This window comes from Mesorhizobium sp. C268A, assembly GCF_040324475.1.
Lineage (GTDB): Bacteria > Pseudomonadota > Alphaproteobacteria > Rhizobiales > Rhizobiaceae > Mesorhizobium.
Map to the genome: position 1 here is coordinate 472,181 of NZ_JAMYVX010000003.1, position 22,991 is coordinate 495,171.

21 protein-coding genes are annotated in these 22,991 nt (G+C 63.8%); 16 read left to right on the forward strand and 5 right to left on the reverse strand.

Translation table 11 applies throughout. The annotated features are described in order from the left end of the window. Positions 1–149 precede the first annotated feature (149 nt). Positions 150–1,100 carry an AEC family transporter gene (locus NKL06_RS29185; protein WP_023691046.1) on the reverse strand — a complete coding sequence of 317 codons (951 nt, stop codon included), beginning with the start codon at positions 1,098–1,100 and terminating at the stop codon, positions 150–152. Positions 1,101–1,245: 145 nt separating this feature from the next. Between NKL06_RS29185 and NKL06_RS29190 the strand changes: the two genes are divergently transcribed. From NKL06_RS29190 to NKL06_RS29220, 7 genes are all read left to right on the forward strand, one after another. Further along, positions 1,246–4,296, forward strand: a complete 3,051-nt coding sequence (locus NKL06_RS29190) for a caspase family protein (RefSeq protein ID WP_023807344.1) — start codon at positions 1,246–1,248, stop codon at positions 4,294–4,296. Between the two features lie 98 nt (positions 4,297–4,394). Further along, entirely contained in the window at positions 4,395–4,943 is a 549-nt protein-coding gene (locus tag NKL06_RS29195) for a histidine phosphatase family protein (RefSeq protein ID WP_023691044.1), read from the forward strand. 209 nt (positions 4,944–5,152) lie between these two features. Next, positions 5,153–5,434 (forward strand): acyl carrier protein, encoded by a 282-nt coding sequence (locus NKL06_RS29200; RefSeq protein ID WP_010909964.1) that lies wholly within the window; start codon positions 5,153–5,155, stop codon positions 5,432–5,434. A 55-nt stretch (positions 5,435–5,489) separates the two neighbouring features. Next, the gene (locus tag NKL06_RS29205) at positions 5,490–6,680 is read left to right on the forward strand and encodes a beta-ketoacyl-ACP synthase (RefSeq protein WP_023681743.1); all 1,191 of its coding nucleotides are present in this window, start codon (positions 5,490–5,492) and stop codon (positions 6,678–6,680) included. A 42-nt stretch (positions 6,681–6,722) separates the two neighbouring features. Beyond that, complete coding sequence (locus tag NKL06_RS29210; RefSeq protein ID WP_023691043.1) at positions 6,723–7,994, forward strand: beta-ketoacyl-ACP synthase; 1,272 nt, start codon at positions 6,723–6,725, stop codon at positions 7,992–7,994. Positions 7,995–8,030: 36 nt separating this feature from the next. Continuing rightward, positions 8,031–9,059 carry a zinc-binding dehydrogenase gene (locus tag NKL06_RS29215; protein WP_023691042.1) on the forward strand — a complete coding sequence of 343 codons (1,029 nt, stop codon included), beginning with the start codon at positions 8,031–8,033 and terminating at the stop codon, positions 9,057–9,059. A 4-nt stretch (positions 9,060–9,063) separates the two neighbouring features. Next, positions 9,064–10,071, forward strand: coding sequence for a lipid A biosynthesis lauroyl acyltransferase (locus NKL06_RS29220; protein WP_031208042.1), 1,008 nt, complete (start codon positions 9,064–9,066; stop codon positions 10,069–10,071). A gap of 13 nt (positions 10,072–10,084) precedes the next feature. Here NKL06_RS29220 and NKL06_RS29225 read toward each other — a convergent pair whose 3' ends face one another. After that, positions 10,085–10,516, reverse strand: a complete 432-nt coding sequence (locus NKL06_RS29225; RefSeq protein WP_023681747.1) for a L,D-transpeptidase — start codon at positions 10,514–10,516, stop codon at positions 10,085–10,087. Between the two features lie 223 nt (positions 10,517–10,739). Between NKL06_RS29225 and NKL06_RS29230 the strand changes: the two genes are divergently transcribed. From NKL06_RS29230 to NKL06_RS29250, 5 genes are all read left to right on the forward strand, one after another. Continuing rightward, positions 10,740–12,020: an acetylornithine deacetylase/succinyl-diaminopimelate desuccinylase family protein gene (locus NKL06_RS29230; protein ID WP_023691040.1), complete on the forward strand. Its 1,281-nt coding sequence runs from the start codon at positions 10,740–10,742 to the stop codon at positions 12,018–12,020. A 121-nt stretch (positions 12,021–12,141) separates the two neighbouring features. After that, complete coding sequence (locus NKL06_RS29235; protein ID WP_023691039.1) at positions 12,142–13,617, forward strand: ABC transporter substrate-binding protein; 1,476 nt, start codon at positions 12,142–12,144, stop codon at positions 13,615–13,617. Positions 13,618–13,950: 333 nt separating this feature from the next. Further along, positions 13,951–14,898: an ABC transporter permease gene (locus tag NKL06_RS29240; RefSeq protein WP_023691038.1), complete on the forward strand. Its 948-nt coding sequence runs from the start codon at positions 13,951–13,953 to the stop codon at positions 14,896–14,898. Further along, positions 14,895–15,764 (forward strand): ABC transporter permease, encoded by an 870-nt coding sequence (locus tag NKL06_RS29245; RefSeq protein WP_023691037.1) that lies wholly within the window; start codon positions 14,895–14,897, stop codon positions 15,762–15,764. The genes NKL06_RS29240 and NKL06_RS29245 overlap by 4 nt, the downstream gene beginning before the upstream one ends. Further along, entirely contained in the window at positions 15,761–17,383 is a 1,623-nt protein-coding gene (locus tag NKL06_RS29250; RefSeq protein WP_023691036.1) for an ABC transporter ATP-binding protein, read from the forward strand. The genes NKL06_RS29245 and NKL06_RS29250 overlap by 4 nt, the downstream gene beginning before the upstream one ends. A gap of 115 nt (positions 17,384–17,498) precedes the next feature. Here the strand turns inward: NKL06_RS29250 and NKL06_RS29255 are convergent, their stop codons facing one another. Further along, complete coding sequence (locus NKL06_RS29255) at positions 17,499–17,930, reverse strand: TerB family tellurite resistance protein (protein WP_023691035.1); 432 nt, start codon at positions 17,928–17,930, stop codon at positions 17,499–17,501. A gap of 194 nt (positions 17,931–18,124) precedes the next feature. On the opposite strand from NKL06_RS29255, the gene NKL06_RS29260 reads away from it, so the two are divergent. The 3 genes from NKL06_RS29260 (at position 18,125) to NKL06_RS29270 (ending at position 19,557) form a co-directional block, all read left to right on the forward strand. Beyond that, complete coding sequence (locus NKL06_RS29260; RefSeq protein ID WP_023691034.1) at positions 18,125–18,910, forward strand: TSUP family transporter; 786 nt, start codon at positions 18,125–18,127, stop codon at positions 18,908–18,910. Between the two features lie 52 nt (positions 18,911–18,962). Next, positions 18,963–19,133, forward strand: coding sequence for a hypothetical protein (locus NKL06_RS29265; RefSeq protein ID WP_023670429.1), 171 nt, complete (start codon positions 18,963–18,965; stop codon positions 19,131–19,133). Between the two features lie 157 nt (positions 19,134–19,290). Then, a complete protein-coding gene (locus NKL06_RS29270; RefSeq protein ID WP_023691033.1) occupies positions 19,291–19,557 on the forward strand; it encodes a hypothetical protein in 267 nt (88 codons plus the stop codon). Here the strand turns inward: NKL06_RS29270 and NKL06_RS29275 are convergent. Next, on the reverse strand, positions 19,546–21,021 hold the full coding sequence (locus NKL06_RS29275) for a cobyric acid synthase (protein ID WP_286459273.1): 1,476 nt from the start codon (positions 21,019–21,021) through the stop codon (positions 19,546–19,548). The two genes, NKL06_RS29270 and NKL06_RS29275, sit on opposite strands and share 12 nt — an antisense overlap. Positions 21,022–21,023: 2 nt before the next feature. After that, on the reverse strand, positions 21,024–21,632 hold the full coding sequence (locus NKL06_RS29280) for a dimethylsulfonioproprionate lyase family protein (RefSeq protein WP_023670427.1): 609 nt from the start codon (positions 21,630–21,632) through the stop codon (positions 21,024–21,026). Positions 21,633–21,780: 148 nt separating this feature from the next. On the opposite strand from NKL06_RS29280, the gene NKL06_RS29285 reads away from it, so the two are divergent. Further along, positions 21,781–22,950 carry an isobutyryl-CoA dehydrogenase gene (locus NKL06_RS29285; protein WP_023681757.1) on the forward strand — a complete coding sequence of 390 codons (1,170 nt, stop codon included), beginning with the start codon at positions 21,781–21,783 and terminating at the stop codon, positions 22,948–22,950. Positions 22,951–22,991: the final 41 nt, after the last annotated feature.

A 22,991-nucleotide genomic window follows, 5' to 3' on the forward strand; every position in this document is an offset into this window, starting at 1 on the left:
ACCTAGGGCAAGCTCGGCAAGCAATTGCAAGATGGCATATAGGCTTTGGGCCAGCCAAACGCCAGAGAAAATTCACATGTAAATTAGTTTGGGCCCCAGCCTTGCCAAAGACCAGCCTTGCCAAAGACAGCCTTACAAAAAGACCAAGCCTACCCAAAGACATGAACCACCACCGTCAGCCAAAAGGCGGTTGTAACAACCGCGCTTGCCGTGGCGATGGTCATCTGGTTCGACGCCAGCGCCTGGCCGGTGTTGAACTGCACGGCGATGAGATAGGAATTGATGCCGGACGGCAGCGCCGCCACCACGACCGCCACTTTGGCCGTCAAGGGCGGCAGGCCAAACAGCCAGACCAGGCCGAGCACCAGCGCCGGCATCAGGAACAGTTTCAGCGTCGACAGCGCCAGCGCCGGTCGGATGTTACCGGAAATGCCGAAACGGCGCAGGCTGAGCCCCATGGCGAACAGCGCCACCGGCCCGGCGGTGTTAGCCAGCGCATCGGCCAGTCGCATGGCAAGGTTCGGCAGCGGCGCGCCGGTGAGGCGCCATGCCAGCCCGGCCAGGATGCCGATGATCAACGGATTGGTGAACAGTCTTCTCAGAAAGCTCTGGATGATGCGCAGCGGGTGTACGGGCTCGCTGCCGCCGCGGCCAAATATCTCGAACATGATGATCGAAGCCATCATCATGGTCGGCAGATGCACGGAAACGAGCAGCGACAGCACTTCGAATCCGCTGGACCCGAATACGCCGAGAACGAAGGGAATGCCCAGCAACACCACATTCGAGAAGGATGACGACACTCCACCGACGATGCCGGTGCGCGCGTCCCGCCCGAAGATCCGTGTCGTCACCAGATGGCCGGCGGCCCATGTCATTGCAACCGCCGCGAAATAAGCACCCCACAGCGACCAGGGCGCCACGCCGTGGAAATCCGAATTCACCATCGTCCGAAACAGCAGCAGCGGCATCGCCACGTTGATGGCGAATTCGGAGATGCCGTCCCCGCTGGCCGGTTTCAGATAGCCGGTGAGCCCGGTGACATAGCCGAGCGCAACGAGGCTGAAGACGAAAAGAACGGTTTCGGTGAGCGAAGACATTTTTCAGGGATAGGCGAGCCCGGATTCCAGTGCAATCGCCATGATCTTCAGAAACTGATCCTCGATCCGCCCGGCGCCTGAATTTGATCATGGTCGGGTGGCAGCGCTATACAGGCTTGGGATCATCAGGGCGGACACAAAGCGAATGGTTGCGACGCCGAAACAGCGTCATTTCAGACGGGAGTGGCTGGTCAGACAAGTGTGGCTGGTCAGACAGGGGTGGCTGGCGGGTTTCGTCGCTATACTGCTTTGCCTTGGCGTATCTGAGGCCCAGGCCGCCGAGACCAAAAGCCTCAAGGGCGTGGCGCTGATCATCGGCCAGTCGAAATACGAACACATCGCAGCCCTTGCCAACCCGGCCAACGACGCCCGCGACATGGCCAAGATGCTGACCGACCTCGGCTTCGACGCCCGCAACGTCACCGATCGCGATGCCGCCAAGCTGAAGCGCGATCTCGGTCGCTTCGTCGAGGATGCCGAAGGCGCCGACGTCGCCTTCATCTATTATTCCGGCCACGGCATCGAGGCCGGCGGCGAGAACTATCTGGTGCCTGTCGACGCCGACGTCTCGTCGCTGAAAAATGCCGGTGAGGCGCTGGTGCCGATTTCAGCCGTCATGGACGAGCTGAAAAAGACCGTGCCGGTGACGATCGTGCTGCTTGACGCCTGCCGCACCAACCCGTTTCCGCCGGACGCGGTCGTGCGACGCGGGCCGACGGCTTCCGCCGAGCCTGTCGGCGCCGGCGGGCTGGAACCGGTGCGCGGCGCAAAAGCCCTCGCCGATGCCTCATTGGATGATGCCAGCCTGGGAACCGTGGTCGGCTTCGCCGCCGAGCCGGGCCGACCCGCACTTGATGGCGCCGCCGGCGAAAACAGCCCCTACGCCGCCGCCCTGCTGCGCCACCTCACCGCGATGAAAGGCACGGAATTCGGCTCGGTCATGCGCATGGTCACCGAGGAGGTCTATCTCGACACTAAGGCAAAGCAGCGCCCCTGGGTCAGCGAGAGTCTGCGTCGCCTGCTCTATTTCGGCGTCGCGCCGCCGGAACCGACCGGCGACGACGGGCTGATCACCGGTGAGCGGCGGCAATTGCTGCTGACCATTTCCGACCTGCCCGATCCCAAACGGGCTCAGGTGGAGTTGGCTTCTCTGCAGGACGGCGTGCCCCTTGACGCGCTCTACGGCGTGCTCAAGGCGCTCGGCACGGAAAAGATCCCTGAGGATCCCAACGACCTGCAGAAGGTGCTGGACAGCCAGGCCGAGCGTCTGAAGAAGATGATGGCCGAGCGCGCCGCATTACGCACCGACGATCCCGAGATCAGTCGCCTGGTCGCATCCGCCGACAAGGCCATAGGCCAGGGCGCCATGGTGACGGCGCGCAAATTCCTCGACGACGCGGTCGGCCGGATCGAGGAAAACAGCGGTGCGGTCGACGAAGCCGAGGACCTGCTCCGGCAGAAGCGCATCGCCGACGCCGCCATCTATGCCAAACGCGCCGACGCCGCCGCGCTGGTCTTCGACTACGAATCCGCCGCCAGCGACTACGCCAAGGCGTTTTCGCTGGTCGAGAAGTGGGACGAAAAGCTGCGCTGGAACTACAAGAACCAGGAGGCCGAGGCGCTGAACGCTTATGGCTACGCCACCGGCGACCTCGATGCACTACAACAGTCCATCGAGGCCTATCATGTCATCTTGAACTTCATTCCCAATGGCGAACAGAGCCGCGATTGGGCAATCACTCGCAACAACATGGCGGTCGTGCTGCAAACCATCGGCGAACGCGAAACCGAGACCGCGCATCTGGAAGAGGCAGCGCAGATCTTCCGCGGTTCGCTTGCCGTTTTCGAGCGCGAGAAAGATGATCGCAACTGGGCCGCTGCGCAGAACAACCTGGCCAATGTGCTGCTTAAGATCGGCGAACGCGAAAGCGACCCCAAGCGCCTGAACGATGCGGTGGCGGCAATGCGCGCCACGCTGGAGAAGCGCCCGCGCGACAAGCTGCCTTTGGACTGGGCCTCTTCGCAGAACAATCTTGGCCTCGCCCTCTATGCGCTCTCCGAACGCGAACCCACCGGCGAGCATCTGAAGCAGGCCAAAGCCGCCTACCGGCTGGCGCTCGAGGAGTACACGCGCGAAAAAACGCCGGTAGAATGGGCGATGATCGAGAACAATCTCGGCAACACGCTGGTCACGCTTGGCATCCAGCTCAACGACAAGGCGAAGATCAACGAGGCGGCCGACGCGTTTCGCGCCGCGCTGGAAGTGCGAACCCGCGAAACTTTCCCGGTGTCCTGGGCGACCAGCCGCCTCAACCTGGGCAATGCGCTGAGCGGTATCGCCCGCTTCGATATGGGCACGGCTACGCTCGAAGAAGCTGCTGCTGCCTATGACGACGCTCTGACGGTGTTTACCCGCAAGCGCTTCCCGATGGACTGGGCGTCAGCCCAGAACAATCTCGGCTCGATCTATCAGACGCTGGGCCAGCGCACGCGTGATGCGGCCAAGCTGGAACAGTCGGCGGCAGCCTTCCAGGCGGCACGGCAGGTCTATGTCAGGCGGAAGTTCCCGCAGGACTGGGCGATGAGCTACTACAATCTCGGCAACACGCTGCAGCTTCTCGGCGGCGTCACCGACAAGCCCGAGCATTACAGCGAGGCGGTCGACGCCTACGGCAATGCGTTGCGCGAGTACAAGCGCGAGACCAACCCGCGGCAATGGGCAATGGCCCAGGCCGGCCTGGGCTCGACGCTGCACTGGTTGAGCATGAGCAATGGCGATGCCAAGACGCTGCAGGATTCGATTGCGGCGCGGCGGGCAGCGCTCGAAATACTCACCATCGAGGCCGCGCCGGTCGACTGGGCCAACGCTCAAAATGGCATCGGTATGAGCCTGCTCAATCTCGGCAATCTCCAGCGGACCGACAAATATCTCAACGACGCCGAAGCGGCGTTCACGGCGGCGCTGAAGGTGTTTACGCGCGAAAGTCAGCCGCTGCAGTGGGCCTTCGAGCAGAACAATATCGGCGACGTCCACTGGAACCGCGCCAGCTATGGCGCGGGCAAGCCGGAATATCTCAAGGCGATCGAATTCTTCGAGAACGCCAAGCAGGGCTTCACCGAAGCCGGCTACACGATCCCTATCCCGCTCACCGATCAGAAGATCGAGCTGGCGAAGAAGCAAATGGCGAAAATGTGAAGCGAACCGAGGGTTCGCCTTTCGCTTGTCTTTGTGCCGGCTTTCCGATCCCTATATCAGAATGACCGGAGCGGCATCCGGCTCCCGGAAAGGTTTCGATGATTCGATTTGTGCTGTCGCTGTTCCTGCTTGCTGTTCCCGCCGTCGCCCACGCGACCGACGCCGGCTGGGCGCTGCTGCGTGACGGCGGCCATGTCGTGCTGCTTCGCCACGCACTGGTCACCGGCACCACCGACCCCGCCAATTTCGACATCGACAACTGCGCCACCCAGGTCAATCTATCGGCGCGCGGCAAGCAGCAGGCGAGCAAGATCGGCGCGCTGTTCGGCGCCCGCGCCGCCCCCATCGAGCGGGTGCTGTCCAGCCGCTATTGCCGCTGCCTCGACACCGCCCGCATCGCCTTCGAGGCGGAGCCGGAGCTTTTTGCGCCGCTCGACCTCCTGAGGAGCGATCCGACCGAGAAGGCCGCGCAGCTCGACGCGGTGATGAAGGAAATCCGCGCCTACACCGGTTCCGACAATCTGGTCATGGTCACGCATCTCGAAAACATCGTCGCGCTGACCGGCGTCTCGCCGCGCGAGGGCGAAGCGGTGGTGGTCGAGCCGCAGGGCGATGGCTTGCGCGTGCTCGGCCGCGTCACGTTCTGAGAAAGCCAGTGGTCAAGCTCCGTGAAAACTAAGCTGACGTAACGTCAACTGGGAGGGCCGCCGGCTTGTCGGGCGGCCCTTCTTGTCTTCACGGGAGGGCCATCCCATCTGCGCCCGGCGCATCAGGCCTTTTCCTGCCGGAAAAAACCGATTAGACAGCGCCCAAACCAGATGCGGACAGATTCCGCCCGCAACCGAAGGAAGAGCCCTTGTCCACCACGTTCGACAAAGTCGCCAAGATCATTGCCGACACCAGCGAGATCGATATCGACACCATCACTCCCGAGAGCCACACGATCGACGATCTCGGAATCGACAGTCTCGATTTCCTCGATATCGTCTTTGCCATCGACAAGGAATTCGGCATCAAGGTGCCGCTGGAAAAGTGGACCCAGGAAGTCAATGACGGCAAGGCTTCGACCGACGATTACTTCGTCATGAAGAACCTGTGCGCCAAGATCGACGCGCTGGTCGCCGCCAAGACCGCCTGATATCGGCTGGCGCGCGGCCTTGACGGGCTGCGCCGCCTGACCCACAAAGCCGCTCATGAGCAGCCCTCGCGACGTCGTCATCACCGGTATCGGCCTTGTCTCCTCGCTGGGAGAGGGTCCGGATACCCACTGGCAGAAGCTGGCGCAGCCGGGCCTGCAGCCGGTGCTCGAATCCGCACGCTTTGCGCCCTACACCGTGCATCCCCTGCCGGAGATCGACTGGAACCTGCAGATCGCCAAGCGCGGCGACCAGCGGCAGATGGAAACCTGGCAGAGGCTGGGCACCTATGCCGCCGGCATGGCGCTGGATGACGCCGGCATCAAGGGCAATGACGATCTCTGCACGACGATGGACATGGTGGTGGCCGCCGGCGGCGGCGAGCGGGACGAGGCGGTCGATGCCGCCATCCTCGCAGCGTCCGAGAGCCGCAACGACCGCGACGTGCTGCTCAACGAGAAACTGACCACCGAATTGCGGCCGACCCTTTTCCTGGCCCAGCTCTCCAATTTGCTCGCCGGCAACATCTCCATCGTCCACAAGGTGACGGGGTCGTCGAGGACCTTCATGGGCGAGGAAGGTGCCGGCGTCGCGGCCGTCGAGACCGCCGCCGCGCGCATCCGCTCCGGACAGTCGACGCACATACTGGTCGGCGGCGCCTTCCAGACCGAACATTCCGACATGCTGCTCGGCTATGAGCTGGCCGGTTATCTGCATCGCGGCCCATGGAAGCCGGTCTGGCAGAGACAGGGCGCCGAGGGCGGCGGCCTGGTCTCCGGCTCCGGTGGCGCCTTCCTGGTGCTGGAGCAGCGCGAACACGCGCAAAGCCGTGGGCGGAAAATCTATGCCGAGCTCGGACCGGTCGTCTCAGGCCGCGCCCGGCGCTCGCGCGGCGAGCTTGACGCCGAGATCGCGGCATTGCTCAAACAGGCGGCTCTCCCGAACGGCAAGTTGCTGGCCCTGTCGGGCGCCTCCGGGGCGCATACCGCAACGTCAGCCGAAAAGTCAGCGCTGGATGCCAATCCGGCGATATCGGCGCGCGGCTTCGCCACGCTGACCGGGCATATGAAGGAAGCGCAGTTTCCATTCGCGGTCGCCCTCGCCGCCCTGGCCGTCGACCGCAAGGCCGCCTACCCCGTGTTCGACGCCGCGGCCGAGAAGCCGTTCGAAGGCATTCCCGAAACCGTGCTCGCAACGGCGATCGGCTATCACCAATTCGAGGGCATGGCGCTGGTCAACGCTGCTTGAAGCAGCGCTGCGCGATCATGCTGCAAAGTTAAGAGGTTCCGGATGGCCAATCTCAGAGATCACATGGGCAGGCCGATCGTCGCCGTCACCGGCATCGGCGTGGTAACCTCGCTCGGCGTCGGCAAGGCAGACAATTGGGCGGCACTGACCTCCGGCAAATCGGGCATCCACCCGATCACCCGCTTTCCCGTCGACCACCTCAACACCCGCATCTCCGGTATGGTCGATTTCCTCGACTCAAGCTCGAAAGGCGCCAGCCTGCTGACCTACGAGCTGGCCGAAACCGCAGCGAAGGAGGCGGTGGCCGAATCCGGCCTCGATTCCTCTGATTTTGGCGGGCCTCTGTTCCTCGCCTCGCCGCCGGTCGAACTCGACTGGCAGGATCGCTTCGCGCTCTACAATTCCGACGCCAAAGGCGCCGGCGCCGAAAGGCTGCTCAGGGTGGCGCGCGGGCTGAAGGAAACAGATACGTTCGCAAGCACGCAGTTCGGCGCGATCGCCGACCGGCTGGCCGACCGCTTTGGCACGCGCGGCCTGCCGATCACGCTGTCGACGGCCTGCGCTTCGGGCGCCACCGCCATCCAGCTCGGCGTCGAAGCGATCCGCCGCGGCGAATGCGACCGGGCGCTGTCCATCGGCGCCGACGGTTCGGCAACCGCCGAGGCGCTGATCCGCTTTTCGTTGCTCTCGGCGCTGTCGACCCACAATGACATCCCTGAAAAGGCGTCAAAACCCTTCTCCAAGGACCGCGACGGCTTTGTGCTGGCCGAAGGCTCCGGCGCTCTTGTGCTGGAATCGCTTGAGGCAGCCCTTGCTCGGGGCGCCAGCGTTCTCGGCATCCTGCGCGGCTGCGGTGAAAAGGCCGACGATTTCCATCGCACCCGTTCCAAGCCCGACGGTTCGCCGGCGATCGCAGCAGTCCGCGCCGCCCTTGCCGATGCCGGCTTGAGCAAGGACGAGATCGACTACGTCAACGCTCACGGCACCTCGACACCGGAAAACGACAAGATGGAGCATCTGTCGCTGTCGACCGTGTTCGGCGATCGCATCGGCTCGATGCCGGTCTCGTCCAACAAGTCGATGATCGGCCACACGCTGTCGGCGGCCGGCGCCGTCGAAGCGGCGTTTTCGCTGATGACCATGCGCGAAAGCGTCATTCCGCCGACCATCAACTACGACAATCCCGACCCGGCAATCGTGCTCGACGTGGTGCCCAACAAGAAGCGCAATGCCGAGGTTCGTAGCGTTCTGTCGAACTCGTTCGGCTTCGGCGGCCAGAACACTTGCCTTGTCATGGCGCGGGAACCGGTCTAAGCGACCTTTTTCAGCCAGACTGAACTGACAGGCCCCATGCGCGCACTGCAACTTATCGAGGACCGCCGTCTTGAAACGGTGGACCTGCCGCCCCCGCCGCCCCCCGCATTGGGCGAAGTCACGCTGCGCATCAAGGCGGTGGCGCTGAACCATATCGACGTCTGGGGCTGGCGTGGCATGGCCTTCGCCAAGCGTAAGCTGCCGCTGGTCGTCGGCGCCGAAGCCTCCGGCGAGGTCGAAGCTGTCGGCCCCGGCGTCTCCAGCCTGCTGCCCGGACAATTGGTATCAATCTATGGCGCGCGCACCTGCGGCCTTTGCCGCGCCTGCCGCGAAGGCCGCGACAATCTCTGCGAACATGTCTCGGGCGTCCACGGCTTCCATCTCGATGGCTTTGCCCAGGAGAAGATCAACCTGCCGGCGCGCCTGCTGGTCCCTGCCCCTCCCGGCGTGACCGATGTCGGCGCGGCTGTCGCACCCGTTACCTTCGGCACCGTCGAGCACATGCTGTTCGACAATGCCAAGCTGCAGCCCGGCGAGACCATCCTCATCCATGCCGGCGGCTCCGGCATCGGCTCGGCGGCGATCCAGCTGGCCAAGCGCATGGGTTGCACCATCATCACCACGGTCGGTTCCAACGACAAGATCGACAAGGCCAAGGCGCTCGGCGCCGAGCATGTCATCAACTACCGCGACGATCGTTTCGAAGGGGTCGTGCGCAAGCTCACCAGGAAGAAGGGCGTCGACGTCGTCTTCGAACATGTCGGCGCCGACACCTTTGCCGCCTCGATGCTGTGCCTCAAGCGCGGCGGCCGCCTGGTCACCTGCGGCTCGACCTCCGGCGTGTCGACGCAGATCAATCTGATGCAGCTGTTCCAGCAGCAGCTGAAGCTGCTTGGGTCCTTCGGCTGCCGCATGGAGAACATGGCCAACGCCATGCAGAAGATGGCGGCGGGACAGGTCGCACCTGTCATCGACACCGAAGTCGGCTTCGACGGCATCGACGCCGCGTTGAAGCGCATGGAAGGCCGCGACGTGTTCGGCAAGATCATCCTGCGCGTTTCTTAGGACTATGGTCGGCAAGGTGTTAAAAAAAGCCCGCCGGGACTTCATGTTCCGCTATGGCCGAAGACTGCGCCAGATGGAGCACTGGCTGGTGGCGCGCGTGGCGATGACGATCATCTCGCTGCTGCGCCTCCTGCCCGCGGACAGGGCGCTCAATTTCGCCGACCGCGCGGCCCGGCGCATCGGTCCGCGGGTCGGGCGCCACCGTGTCGCCATCGACAATCTGCGCCTTGCCTATCCCGAAAAGAGCGATGTCGAGATCGAGGCCATCGCCTCCGACATGTGGGGCAACATGGCCCGGCTCGCCGCCGAATACATCTTTCTTGACGCGCTCTTCGATTATGATCCGAAGGCAGCGACGCCCGGCCGCGTCGAAGTCGGTGGCGCCGATCATTTCCATCAGATAGCTGGCGAGGACAAACCGCATATCCTGTTCACCGGCCATCTCGGCAATTTCGAGCTGCTGCCGGTGGCAGCCGCGACGTTCGGCATGAAGATCACGGCGCTGTTTCGTCCGCCCAACAATCCTTACCTCGCCGATTATATCCATTCGACGCGGCGTTCGAGCATGGGCGCCTTGCTGCCGTCTTCGACCGGCGCCTCCTTCGCGCTGGCGTCGATTCTGGAGAAAGGCGGCAATATCGGCGTGCTGGTCGACCAGAAATTCTCCAGCGGACTGGAGACGATCTTCTTTAATCGCCCATGCCAGAGCAATCCGGTTCTGGGCATGCTCGCCCGTCACTATGATTGCGACGTCTATCCGGCGCGATGTGTGCGGCTGCCCGGCAACCGCTTCCGCCTCGAGATCGAGGACAAGCTGACCTTGCCGCGCAATGAAAGCGGCAGCGTCGATGTCGCGGCCACCACCCAACTGCTCGCCAACGTGGTCGAGCGCTGGGTGCGCGAGGATCCGGGACAGTGGATGTGGTTCCACAAAAGGTGGGAAATCTCAGGCCGGCGTCGCCGCCGGCGCGGACAGGCCAACGCCACCGGCCAGGGGCAGCGTCAATCTTAAGTCGTCGAAAGCCTCAGTTCGTCACAACGATCCGCGTATTGCCGAAGCCGACTTCGCGCACCATCGCATAGAACATCGCGGCATTGGCGGTGTGCAGCCGCACGCAGCCATGCGATGCCGGACGCCCTAGCTGCCTGACCGCGCCGGTGCCGTGGATGGCATAGCCGCCATGGAAGAACACCGAGTAAGGCATTGGCGACATGTGGTATTTCTTCGAATACCACATCCGCGCCGTGCGTTGCGGCCGATAGGTGCCGCGCGGCGTGAAATAGCCACTGCGGGCGGTCGACACGCTCCAGCGATAAAGCACCTGGCCGTATTGGCTGACGGTCATGGTCTGCGACGAGACGTCGATGCTGGCCACCAGCGAGGCAGCCCTGCTTTCGATGGACGTGCCGAACAGCATCGCCGCAAAAGCAGCTGCCATGAGAACGATTTTAGTCATGAGATCAAACCCCTTTGATGCCCCTTGCCTGCCCTGTCATCACGCGGTTTTTCATCTTTTTAACGACAGGTGAGTGATCTAACACACACTCCTTGATAAATTCGCCAATCTAAAGCAGCGAATTTGAACGATTTTCCCGCCATAGTTGCCGCTGCGACACGAAGTTTCGGCGCCAGTGGCGCGATGCTTGCAAAACCACCCCCTTGCCTGCTCAAATCCGCGAATGAACGAACGACTCTTCAAAGCGATAGACGCCCGTGTTGATGACTTGGTCGCACTGACCGCCGACCTGATCCGCTTCCCGACCATCAACCCGCCTGGCGAAGCCTATCGCCCCTGCGTCGAATATATAGGTGCGCGCCTAGGCAGGCTTGGCTTCGAAACCGAATTCATCCGCGCCGAAGGCACGCCCGGCGATACCGACCGCTATCCCCGCGTCAATGTCGTCGCCCGCTTCGACGGCCGCTCGCCTGGGGCCTGCGTCCATTTCAACTCGCACATCGATGTGGTCGAAGCCGGCGAGGGCTGGAGCGTCGATCCCTTTGCCGGCGTGGTGAAGGACGGCAAGGTCTACGGGCGCGGCGCCTGCGACATGAAAGGGGGCATGGCCGCCTCGATCATCGCGGCGGAAGCCTTCATGGAGGTATTCCCCGACTTTCCCGGCGCCATCGAAATCTCCGGCACCGTCGATGAAGAGTCCGGCGGCTTCGGCGGCGTCGCCCATCTGGCGAAGCTTGGCTATTTCTCGAAACCCAAGGTCGACCACGTCATCATCCCCGAGCCGCTGAACAAGGACCGCATCTGTCTTGGCCATCGCGGCGTCTGGTGGGCGGAGATCGAGACCAAGGGCGAGATCGCGCATGGCTCGATGCCGTTCCTCGGCGACAATGCCGTGCGCCACATGGGCGCCGTGCTGCAGGCCTTCGAGGATGAACTGTTTCCGGCGCTCGACCGCAAGGTGACGCGCATGCCTGTCGTGCCCGAAGGCGCAAAGCGCTCGACCATGAACATCAACTCGATCCATGGCGGCCAGACCGAGGATTTCCGCCCCGGCCTGCCCTCACCCAACGTGCCCGACGCCTGCCGGCTGACCATCGATCGCCGCTTCCTGCTCGAGGAGGACCTTGCCACGGTCAAGAGCGAGGTGACCGATATCCTCGACCGGCTGAAGCGCGAGCGCAAAAAGTTCGACTACGAGATTCGCGACCTGATGGAGGTGCTGCCGCTGATGACCGAGCGCGACGCGCCGGTGGTCAAGGCGGTGGCGCAAGGCATCATGGCGATCTTCGACCGCGAGCCGGATTATGTCATTTCACCAGGCACTTACGACCAGAAGCACATCGCCCGCATCGGCCACATCTATGATTGCATCGCCTATGGCCCGGGCATTTTGGACCTCGCCCACCGGCCCGACGAATGGGTCGGTATCTCTGATATGGTGGAGTCGGCCAAGGTGATGGCGATCGGGCTGAATGTGCTGCTCAGGGGCACGGCCGCGGACTGAACCATCGGCTTCGCTGAAAAAACATGCCTCCCCGCGCCGCTGCGGAGCACGAAACGCAATTTACTCCACCTCGAAATCACGCTTCTATCGCACCAGGGTTCGAGCATTTGGGAGTTGCACGATGAAATTGTGGAAAACCATTCTTGCCGCCACGGTGCTGGCACTGGCCGGCAGTCAGGCATTTGCCGCACGCACCGACCTGGTGATCGGCATTCCGCTCGAGCCGCCGCATCTCGATCCGACCGCCGGTGCTGCCGCGGCGATCGACGAAGTGCTCTACGCCAACGTCTTCGAGGGCCTGACCCGCATCGGCCCGAATGGCGAAGTGCTGCCCGACCTCGCCGAGAGCTGGGCCATTTCCGACGATGGCAAGGTCTACACCTTCAAGCTGCGCACCGGCGTCAAATTCCATGACGGCAGCGATTTCGACGCCGGCGACGTGAAGTTCTCCCTCGACCGCGCCCGCGCCGACAATTCCGTAAACGCGCAAAAGGCCCTGTTCGCAGCCATCGATACGGTCGAAGTCGTCGATCCGACGACGGTCAAGGTGACGCTGAAGAACCCGCAGGGGTCGTTCCTCTACAATATGGGCTGGGGCGACGCGGTGATCGTGGCGCCCGAGAGCGCAGACACCAACAAGGAAAAGCCCATCGGCACCGGCCCGTTCAAATTCCAGAGCTGGGCCAAGGGCTCGTCGATCACGCTGGTGAAATCGGACACTTACTGGGGCGCCCCGGTGTTCCTCGACAAGGCCGAGTTCCGCATCGTTCCCGACGCCGCTGCCGCCGTGCCGGCGCTGCTCTCGGGCGACATCCAGGCTTTCCCTTTCTTCGATCCCGACAGCGTCGCGCAGGTCAAGGACGATCCGCGCTTCAAGGTGGTGGTCGGCTCGACCGAGGGCGAGACCATTCTGGCGATCAACAACAAGAAGCCGCCTTTCGACAAGCTCGAGGTGCGGCAGGCAATTGCCTTCGCGCTCGACCGCAAGGCGATCATCGACGGCGCCTCGGCCGGCCTCGGCGTGCCGATCGGCTCGCACATGTCGCCCGCCAGCAAGGCCTATGTCGACCTCACCGGCCTGTACCCGCACAATGTCGACAAGGCCAAGGAGCTGCTGAAGCAGGCCGGCTTCGAAAACGGAATCAAGGCCACGCTGAAACTGCCGCCGCCTTCCTATGCACGGCTTGGCGGCGAGATCATCGCCTCGCAGCTGCGCGATGTCGGCATCGACCTGGAAATCATTCCGGTCGAATGGGCGCAGTGGCTGGATCAGGTGTTCACCAAGAAGGATTACGACCTGACCATCGTCTCCCACACCGAGCCCAACGACATCGATATCTATTCGCGCAAGGACTACTACTTCAACTACGACAACCCCGCCTTCGACAAGATCATCGCCGAGCTGAACCTCACCTCCGACGACGCCAAGCGCAACACGCTGCTCGGCGAAGCACAGAAGATCCTGGCCGACGACGCCGTGGTGGGGTTCCTCTATGAACTGCCGAAGGTCGGCGTCTGGGACGCCAAGCTGCAGGGCCTGTGGGAGAATGCGCCGATCCAGGCGAATGATCTGACCAAGGTGAAGTGGACGGATTGAGGCGGCTGGCCAAGGCGCAGCGCTTGCGCTCCGTCACACCCCCCTCTGCCCTGCCGGGCATCTCCCCCGCAAGGGGGGAGATTGGGCTCTCATCTCCGCTTTCGCCTATCGCGAACGTTGAACGCTGGTCGACGACACGGAAACTGCTGATCTCCCCCCTTGCGGGGGTGAGGAGTGGTCCGCGCAGCGGACGGAAAGCCAACTGCTTGGCTTTCCGAACAACGAATGCCCGAAGCGACAGCGAAGGGCCGGGTCCGGCAGGACAGAGGGGGGTGTGACAGAACGCTGCCTTTGCTCAGTCATCGCACTTGGCAACGCACCATTCCCTCCACCATGACCGCCTACCTCCTCCAACGCCTCGCCATTGCCGTCGCCACCTTGATCCTGGCCTCGATGGTCGTCTTCGCCGTGCTCGAAATCCTGCCCGGCGACCCGGCGCGGCTGATGCTGGGCCTCAACGCCAGCGCCGAGCAGGTCGAACTCCTGCGCAACCAGATGGGCCTCAACGCGCCGCTTCTCCTGCGCTACCTCCATTGGGTCGGCGGTCTGCTCAGCCTCGATTTCGGCCGCTCCTACACTTATTCGGTGCCGGTCATCGACCTTGTCCGCGAGCGCATGGCGGTTTCCCTGCCGCTGGCGCTGATCGCGCTGGCGCTGTCCACCATCATTGCCATCCCGGTCGGGCTCTATTCCGCCAGCCGGCGCGGCCGGGCCGGCGATACGATCGCTATGGGCGCCGCCCAGCTTGGCGTTGCCATCCCGAACTTCTGGTTCGCGCTGATGCTGATCTACCTCTTTGCCGTCTGGCTGCGGCTAGTGCCGGCCGGCGGCTTTCCCGGCTGGAGCGCTGGCGCCTGGCCGGCGCTGAAATCGCTGCTGCTGCCGGCCGTAGCACTTGCGCTGCCGCAGGCGGCGATCCTGGCGCGCGTTGCCCGCTCGGCGCTGGTCGAGGTGCTGAACGAGGACTATATCCGCACCGCCCGCGCCAAGGGCCTGCCCTATCGCGCCGTGCTGTGGCGGCACGCGCTGCGCAACGCGATGATCCCGGTTCTGACCATTCTGGGCCTGCAATTCGCCTTCCTGCTCGCCGGCACCATCATCATCGAGAACGTCTTTTATCTGCCTGGTCTGGGACGGCTGGTGTTCCAGGCGATCACTCAGCGCGACCTGATCGTGGTGGAAAGCATCGTCATGCTGCTGGTCGTCGCCGTCATTGCCGTTAACCTCGTCGTCGACGTCTCCTACGCCATCGTCGATCCGCGCCTTCGAGGCCGGCAATGACGCTGCACATCGACATCCCGCAGGAGACGTTGGGCAGCATTCTGGCCAAGGCCTTCCGCAACCGCTCCTTCCTCATCGGCTTCGCCATCACGGTGCTGGTGGCTGCAATAGCGGTCATCTCCTACGTCTGGACGCCCTACGACGTGACCAAACTGGTGATCTCGGACAAGACGCTCGCGCCCTCTGCGGCGCACTGGTTCGGCACCGATCATTTCGGCCGCGACATCCTGTCGATGATCATGGTCGGCGCCCGCAACTCGATCGCCGTGGCGCTGGTCGCGGTCGGCATCGGCATGGGCGTCGGCGTGCCGCTCGGCGCCTTCGCCGCGGCGCGCGGCGGGTTCGTCGACGAGGCGCTGATGCGGCTGAACGACCTTGTCTTCGCCTTCCCGGCGCTGCTGTCGGCGATCATGATCACCGCCATCTTCGGACCGGGCGCCATCAACGCCATCATCGCAATCGGCATTTTCAACATCCCGGTGTTTGCGCGTGTCGCCCGCGCGGGCGCGCTGGCGATCTGGCCGCGCGAGTTCATCCTCGCCGCGCGCGCCGCCGGCAAGAGCAAGACGCAGATTACAATCGAGCACGTGCTGCCCAACATCGCCACGCTGCTTCTGGTGCAAGGCACCATCCAGTTCGCGCTCGGCATTTTGGCCGAAGCCGGTCTCTCCTATGTCGGCCTCGGCGCCCAGCCGCCAATGCCGAGCTGGGGCCGCATGCTGTTCGACGCCCAGACGCGCATGGTGGTGGCGCCGTGGATGGCCATCTTCCCCGGCATGGCCATCGTCATCACCGTGCTTGGGCTCAATCTGCTCGGCGACGGCATCGCCGACATACTCGACCCGAAATCGCGGCGGCAGCGATGAGCCTGCTGGAGATCGAGAACCTGTCGCTGGCGGTCGGCGACACGCCGATCCTCAAAGGGGTCGAGCTCTCCGTCGCGCCCGGCGAGGTGATGGGCCTGGTCGGTGAATCCGGTTCCGGCAAATCGATGACGGCGCTGACCATCATGCAGCTTCTGCCGCATGCTGCGCGCGCCACCGGCCGCGTGACCTTCGACGGCATCGATATTCTGGCCGCAACCGAGGACCAGATGTGCGCGCTGCGGGGCGACGACATCGGCATGGTGTTCCAGGAACCTATGACGGCGCTTAACCCGGTCAAGACGATCGGCGAGCAGGTCGCTGAAGGCATACGCTGGCACACCAGGGCAAGCCGCGCGGAAGCCGAAGACCGGGCGCGCAAAATGCTCGACCGCGTCGGCCTGCCCGAGGCCAAATTCCCGCTGTCGCGCTATCCGCACGAACTGTCGGGCGGCCAGCGCCAGCGCGTCGTCATCGCCATTGCCTGCGCATTGAAACCCAAGCTGCTCATCGCCGACGAGCCGACCACGGCGCTCGACGTGGTGCTGCAGGCGCAGATCCTCGACCTCTTGCGCGGCCTTGTCAGCGAAAACCGCATGGGCCTGCTTCTGATCTCGCACGATCTCGCCGTCGTCACCGAAATGGCCGACCGCATCACCATCCTGCGTCATGGCGAGGTGATGGAAGCCGGCGACACCGCACGCACGCTATCGGAACAGCTGCATCCCTACACGCGCCAGCTGGCGCTGGCCTCCATGCACGTGCCCGCGCGCGCCAAGGTTCACGCCACCGGCCAGGGCAAACCGCTGCTTGAGGTCGAAGGCGTGACACGGGACTATCCGGGCCGGCGCACCTCCCTGTTCAAGTCAGCGGCTCCAATCCGCGCCGTCGACGACGTGTCCTTGTCGCTGGCGCCGGGCCAATCGGTGGCGCTGGTCGGCCGCTCCGGCTGCGGCAAGTCAACGCTTGCCCGCATGATCCTGGCGCTCGACAAATCGACATCGGGAACGATCCGCTTTCGCGGCGAGACCATCACCGGCAAAAGCGAGGCGGAGCTCAAAGCCGCGCGGCGCGACATGCAGGTGGTGTTCCAGGATCCCTACGGCTCTTTCGACCCGCGCCAGAAGGTCGAGAAACTGGTCGCCGAGCCGCTGCATGTACTGGAAAAGAAGCCGACACCGGCCGAGCGGCGCGAGATGGTGGCGCATGCGCTGCACGAGGTCGGCCTCGGCGTCAGCGACATGGACAAATATCCGCATGAGTTTTCCGGCGGCCAGCGCCAGCGCCTGTCGATCGCCCGCGCCATCATCACAAGGCCGAAGCTGGTCGTCGCCGACGAGCCGGTCTCGGCGCTCGACGTGTCGATCCGCGCCCAGATCCTCGATCTGTTCGCAGAGCTCAACCAGAAGCTCGGCATTGGCTATCTCTTCATCACTCACGATTTGACCGTCGCCCGCGCCATCACCGATGAGGTGCTGGTCATGCATGACGGCAGGATCGTCGAGCGCGGCAAGACCGGCGACGTGCTCGATCATCCGCAGTCGGAGGCGGCCAGGGCGCTGGTCGCGGCTGCGCCCGATCTGCATCGGGCGATCGCTCACCGTATGCAGGAACAGGGGTGAGCGACCGGTTCGCGCAGCGAATTCATCGTGCCAGTGGCACGATGAAAGGTCACGAACGCTGGGACGCTGCGAAGCAGCGGGGACCCGGCCGGGCGGCCGTTGCCCCTGGTCTGCCTCACTCCTCCGGCTTCACCACATCGACCGGGCTGATGTCGAGCAAATCGAGCGTGCGGCGCAACAGCCGCACTTCGCTCTCGGCCAGTTTGGAATCGGCTTTGGCGATCTCCGCCATGTGGAGCGCCAGCAACTTGCGCCGTTCGACATCGAGATCGCGGAACAGCGCCATGGCTTGCGAACCGTTGGTCTCGTAGCCGAAATCATTGAGATATTCGATGACCGCGTCGATGCTGGTTTCCGGGATGCCGAAGGCGTCCTTGCAGATGCGCCGGAAGGCGACCATTTCGCTCTCCGAAACCGAGCCGTCGGCCAGGATCATGCGAAACAGCATCAAGAGTTCCGCCGACAGCACGGGGTCGTCGGCAACCTTGCGCACGCCGGGGTCACCATCGAAGATCGAGCGTATCTGGTCGAGCAATGCCATCGCCAACAGTGTCCCTTTCCCGAGCCCGCCCAGCGCACATGACCCAACTGCGCAGCGGTACTGAGATAATGACATGCACCACAGGAAATCCAAGCGCAACGCGCTTGGATGGACGTAGCGCGGAATCGGCCTTGCGCAAACCGGATGGCCATGAGAAGGCGCGGCACCACCTTTCCCGCCGGAATGTTCAGAAAATCCCGATGCTCGACCTCGCTACCCACACCGTCATCATGCTTGCCTTGGCCGCCTTTGCAGCCGGCTTTGTCGATTCGATAGCCGGCGGCGGCGGGCTGATCACCATCCCGGCCCTGCTGCTTGCCGGATTCCCGCCGGTCGCAGCACTTGGAACCAACAAGCTGCAGGGCATTTTCGGCACCGCTTCGGCGACCATCCACTATGCCAGGAATGGCCGTGTCGATCTGCGTCGACAGCTGCCATCGGCGCTTCTGGCCCTTACCGGCAGTGCCGTCGGCGCCTTGCTGGCGGCATTCGTGCCAGGTGATCTCCTGCGGGCGCTGCTGCCGCTGCTTTTGATCGCCATCGCGATCTACTTCGCCGTGAAACCCAACATGAACGATGTCGACCGCGCCGAGCGCCTGTCGCCCTTCCTGTTCGGACTGATCATCGCCCCTTTGGTCGGCTTCTATGACGGGCTGTTCGGGCCGGGAGCCGGCTCCTTCTATATGCTGGCCTTCGTCAGCCTTGCCGGCTTCGGCGTGCTCAAGGCGACGGCACACACCAAGCTGCTCAATTTCGCCTCCAACATCGGCGGCTTCATCGTCTTTGCGGTCGCCGGCGTCGTCTACTGGAAGATCGGGCTGATGATGGGCGTCGCCCAGTTCCTCGGCGCCCGGCTCGGCGCCAGCCTTGCCATCCGCATCGGCGCCCGGCTGATCAAGCCGCTGCTGGTGATCATCTGCCTGGCTCTGGCGGTGAAGCTGCTGGCCGATCCGGCGAACCCATTGCGCCAGCTAGTTGGTGTATGAGCCGCACGCCTGATAGGATGCCGTTGTACGAATCATGTTGGAGGGACCACACATGAATCTTAGTGCACCCACTCAGCTTGTTTTCATCATATCCCTTGTTATCGCCATCATCGGCGTGCTCGCCGCGCTTGGCGTTCTTGCGTTCATTCCTCTGGCTGCGGTGTGGATTGTCCTCATCGCATACATCGTGCTTGCCGCCGCCTGCCTGATGCGCGGCGCCTAGGCACCCGCGACCTCTGCAATTCGAAGCGCCCGGTCAAAAGCCGGGCGCTTTTGCTTTGGATGCATGGTCTGTTAGGCTCTTCCGCGGAAGGATGACCATGCCCGTCGAGACGGAGCGCCACGATCAACAGTAGGGCCCGGTCGCCGACCGGTTCGAGATGGTGCGGCGCGCGCCGGGCCTGCTGCTGCAGAATGCGGTCACCGACATTTGTGGCTATCGCGAAACGGCGCCCGGCCATTTTCGCAATGTCGAATACGCCTCGCTCACCGTCCCGCTGGTGATCAGCTTCGCAGAACCCCTCGCCATCGGCCTTGGCCGCAAGCCCGCGTCGAGGTCGGCGAAGCGCCCGAACTTCGTCATCAACGGGCGAAGCGGAAGCGCAGACCCGAGGATGACGAAACGATGGGCGGCCCTACCTCGCTAACCCAAAAATCGCATCGCAATCGAGATGGCGCTCCAGTTCGGTTGCGATCTCGTCCAGAGCGTTTTCCACCTCCGCTCGATAGTCGACACCGCCGCCTTTGACGCCGAGGCTCTCCAGGAATCTCGCCCGGAAAGCGTCGGCGGAAAACAGGCCGTGCAGATAGGTGCCAAAAACCTTGCCATCGGCGGAAATGGCACCGTCGTCGATGCCGTTGATCACAGCCGACGGCCGCGCCATGTCCGGCCCGGTGGTGCGGCCGAGATGAATTTCGTAGCCCTCGAGCGCCAGGCCGAACGGCACTGAGCGGGCGCTGACATTGCGCACCGTCTTTTCCGGTTCCATTACCGTCTCGATGTCGAGCAGGCCGAGTCCCTCGGCCTCGGTGACACTGCCCTCGATGCCATCGGGATCGCGCACCAGGCGGCCGAGCATCTGGAAACCGCCGCAGATACCGACGACATGGCCGCCGCGTTTGCGGTGCGCGAGGAGATCGCGATCCCAGCCATTCTCGCGGAACTTCATGAGATCGCCGATCGTCGATTTGGAACCGGGAATGACCACCAGGCCGGCATTCTCCGGCAAGCGCTGCCCCGGCGGCACGAACACCACTTCGACCTGCGGTTCGGCCTTGAGCGGATCGAGATCGTCGAAATTGGCGATGCGCGACAGCATCGGCACGGCGACCTTCAACGCCCGCTTCTCGCCCGACGTCAGGCGTTCGAGCACGACCGAATCCTCGGACGGCAATCGCGCCGCCGCCTTCAGCCACGGCACGACGCCAAAGCAGCGCCAGCCGGTGAAGCTTTCGATCGACCGGATGCCGTCGTCGAACAGCGAGACATCGCCGCGGAACTTATTGATGAGGTAGCCGACGATCATGCGCCTGTCTTCCTCCGGCAGGATCAGATGCGTGCCGGCGACCGAAGCGATGACGCCACCGCGGTCGATGTCGCCGACCAGAATCACCGGCACGTCGGCGCGTGTGGCAAAGCCCATATTGGCGATGTCGCGGCTGCGCAGGTTGATTTCGGCCGGCGATCCGGCGCCTTCGACGATGACCAGATCGGCGCCCTCACCGACCTTCGTCCAGGACTCCAGCACGGCGTCCATCAGCCCCGCTTTCATTGTCTGGTAGTCGCGCGCTCGCGCCTCGCCGAACACCTTGCCCTGCACGATCACCTGCGAACCGATGTCGCTCTGGGGTTTGAGCAGCACCGGATTCATATGCACGGTCGGCTGAACACCACACGCCAGCGCTTGCAGCCATTGCCCACGGCCAATCTCGCCGCCGCCGGGGCGGTCGTCGCCCGGAATGTCGGCGACGGCGGCATTGTTCGACATGTTCTGCGGCTTGAACGGCCTGACTTTCAGCCCGCGATTCCTGGCCGCGCGGCAGAGCCCCGCCACCAGCACCGTCTTGCCGACATCCGAACCCGTGCCTTGCAGCATGATCGCCTTGGCCATGCTCAGCCCCTGCCCTGCGCGCCGGAAACGGTCGATTTCTGCGCCAGCGGCCCGCCGCGCCAGATGTAGAGCGCCAGCAACGCTTCGCTGCCGGTGCGCATGGCATGGCTGACATTGGAGGCGTGATGGATAATTTCGCCCGCCTGGCGGGTGTGAAAGCCGCCTTCGCCCATGCGCCACTCGGTGCCGCCGGTCAGCGGAATGTAGATCTCCTCGGCAATGTGATGATGGTCGGGATAGGTGATGCCGGGCCCCAGGATCAGCAATCCGGCCGCGACCTCTTCATTGGCGAAATGGCCGCGCGTGCCAAACACCTCCAGCCAGCCGTATTTCTGCAAGAACGCTTCACCAAAATCGCTCGCGTTGTAGGTCTGCCCCCAGCACAGATCGTCACGACGCTCCGCCAGCAGTTGCACCAGAGGCTGCGGGTCCGGCGGCGCCAGTTCGACAATGCGGTCGAGCAGACCAAGGCAAGGCAGCGGATGCGCTTCGAGCACGCGCGCCGTCATATTCCAGCCGATCCGGGTCACGGCGTCCCGCACCAGCGCGTTGTCCACGCCCCGGAGATAGGCATGGAAGCGGTCGAGCAATTCGTCGAAATATGTCGGCACGCAATGCTCCCTTGATCCATTCATGCACAGCGGCTGCGCGGCGAGCCGGGTTGCGCGGCGGCATCATTGGTCTAGATTGAGCGGCGCGCAAAGCCAAAAACAACAGGCCAGCAAGCCAACCCCAGCTGGGGAACACAGGGAGCACGCCATGGACGCCGCGGTCGATGCGAGCACCAGCCAGTTCGAGCTCAACGAGGAACAGCGCGCCATCCAGGAGATGGCACAGGCCTTCGCCGCCGATCGCGTTGCGCCCAATGCGCTCGAATGGGACCGGGCAAGACACTTTCCTGCCGATGTAATCCGCGAGACCGGCCCGCTCGGCCTCGGCGGCATCTATGTCAGGGACGATGTCGGCGGCTCGGCGCTCGGCCGGCTCGACGCCGTGCTGATCTTCGAGGCACTGTCGCACGCCGATCCGGCGTTTTCCTCCTTCATCTCGATCCACAATATGGCGGCGTCGATGATCGACCGCTTCGGCGACGACGAGCAGCGCCAACGCTTCCTGCCGAAGCTGACCTCGATGGAATGGCTGGCGAGCTACTGCCTGACCGAGCCGGGTTCAGGCTCGGATGCCGCGGCGCTGAAGACGCGCGCGGTGAAGAACGGCAACGACTATGTGCTTAACGGCGCCAAGCAGTTCATCTCCGGGGCCGGCGACAGCGACCTCTATGTCGTCATGGCGCGCACCGGCGCCGACGGGCCGAAGGGCATTTCCACCTTCGTCGTGCCGAAGGATGCGCCCGGCCTGTCCTTCGGCGCCAACGAGCACAAGATGGGCTGGCACATGCAGTCGACCCGCCAGGTGATCTTCGAGGACTGCAAGGTGCCGGCTGCAAACCTGCTGTCGGGGGAAGGCGCAGGTTTCGGCATCGCCATGGCCGGCCTTGACGGCGGCCGCCTCAACATTGCGGCATGCTCGCTCGGCGGCGCGCAATCGGCGCTCGACAAGGCTTTGGCCTATACGGGCGAACGCAAAGCCTTCGGCTCGAAGATCAACCAGTTCCAGGCGCTGCAGTTCCGGCTGGCCGACATGGAAACCGAACTGCAGGCGGCACGCATTTTCCTCTATGCTGCCGCCTCGAAGCTAGACCGCAAGGCGCCGGACGCCGGCAAATGGTCGGCCATGGCCAAGCGCTTCGTCACCGACATCGGCTTCAACGTCGCCAACGAGGCGCTGCAGCTGCATGGCGGTTACGGCTATCTTCATGATTACGGTATCGAAAAACTGGTGCGCGACCTGCGCGTCCACCAGATCCTCGAAGGCACCAACGAGATCATGCGCGTCATCATCGCGCGGGCGTTGATTGGACGGCAGTAGGCAGTAGGCAGTAGGCAGTAGGCAGTAGGCAGTAGGCAGTA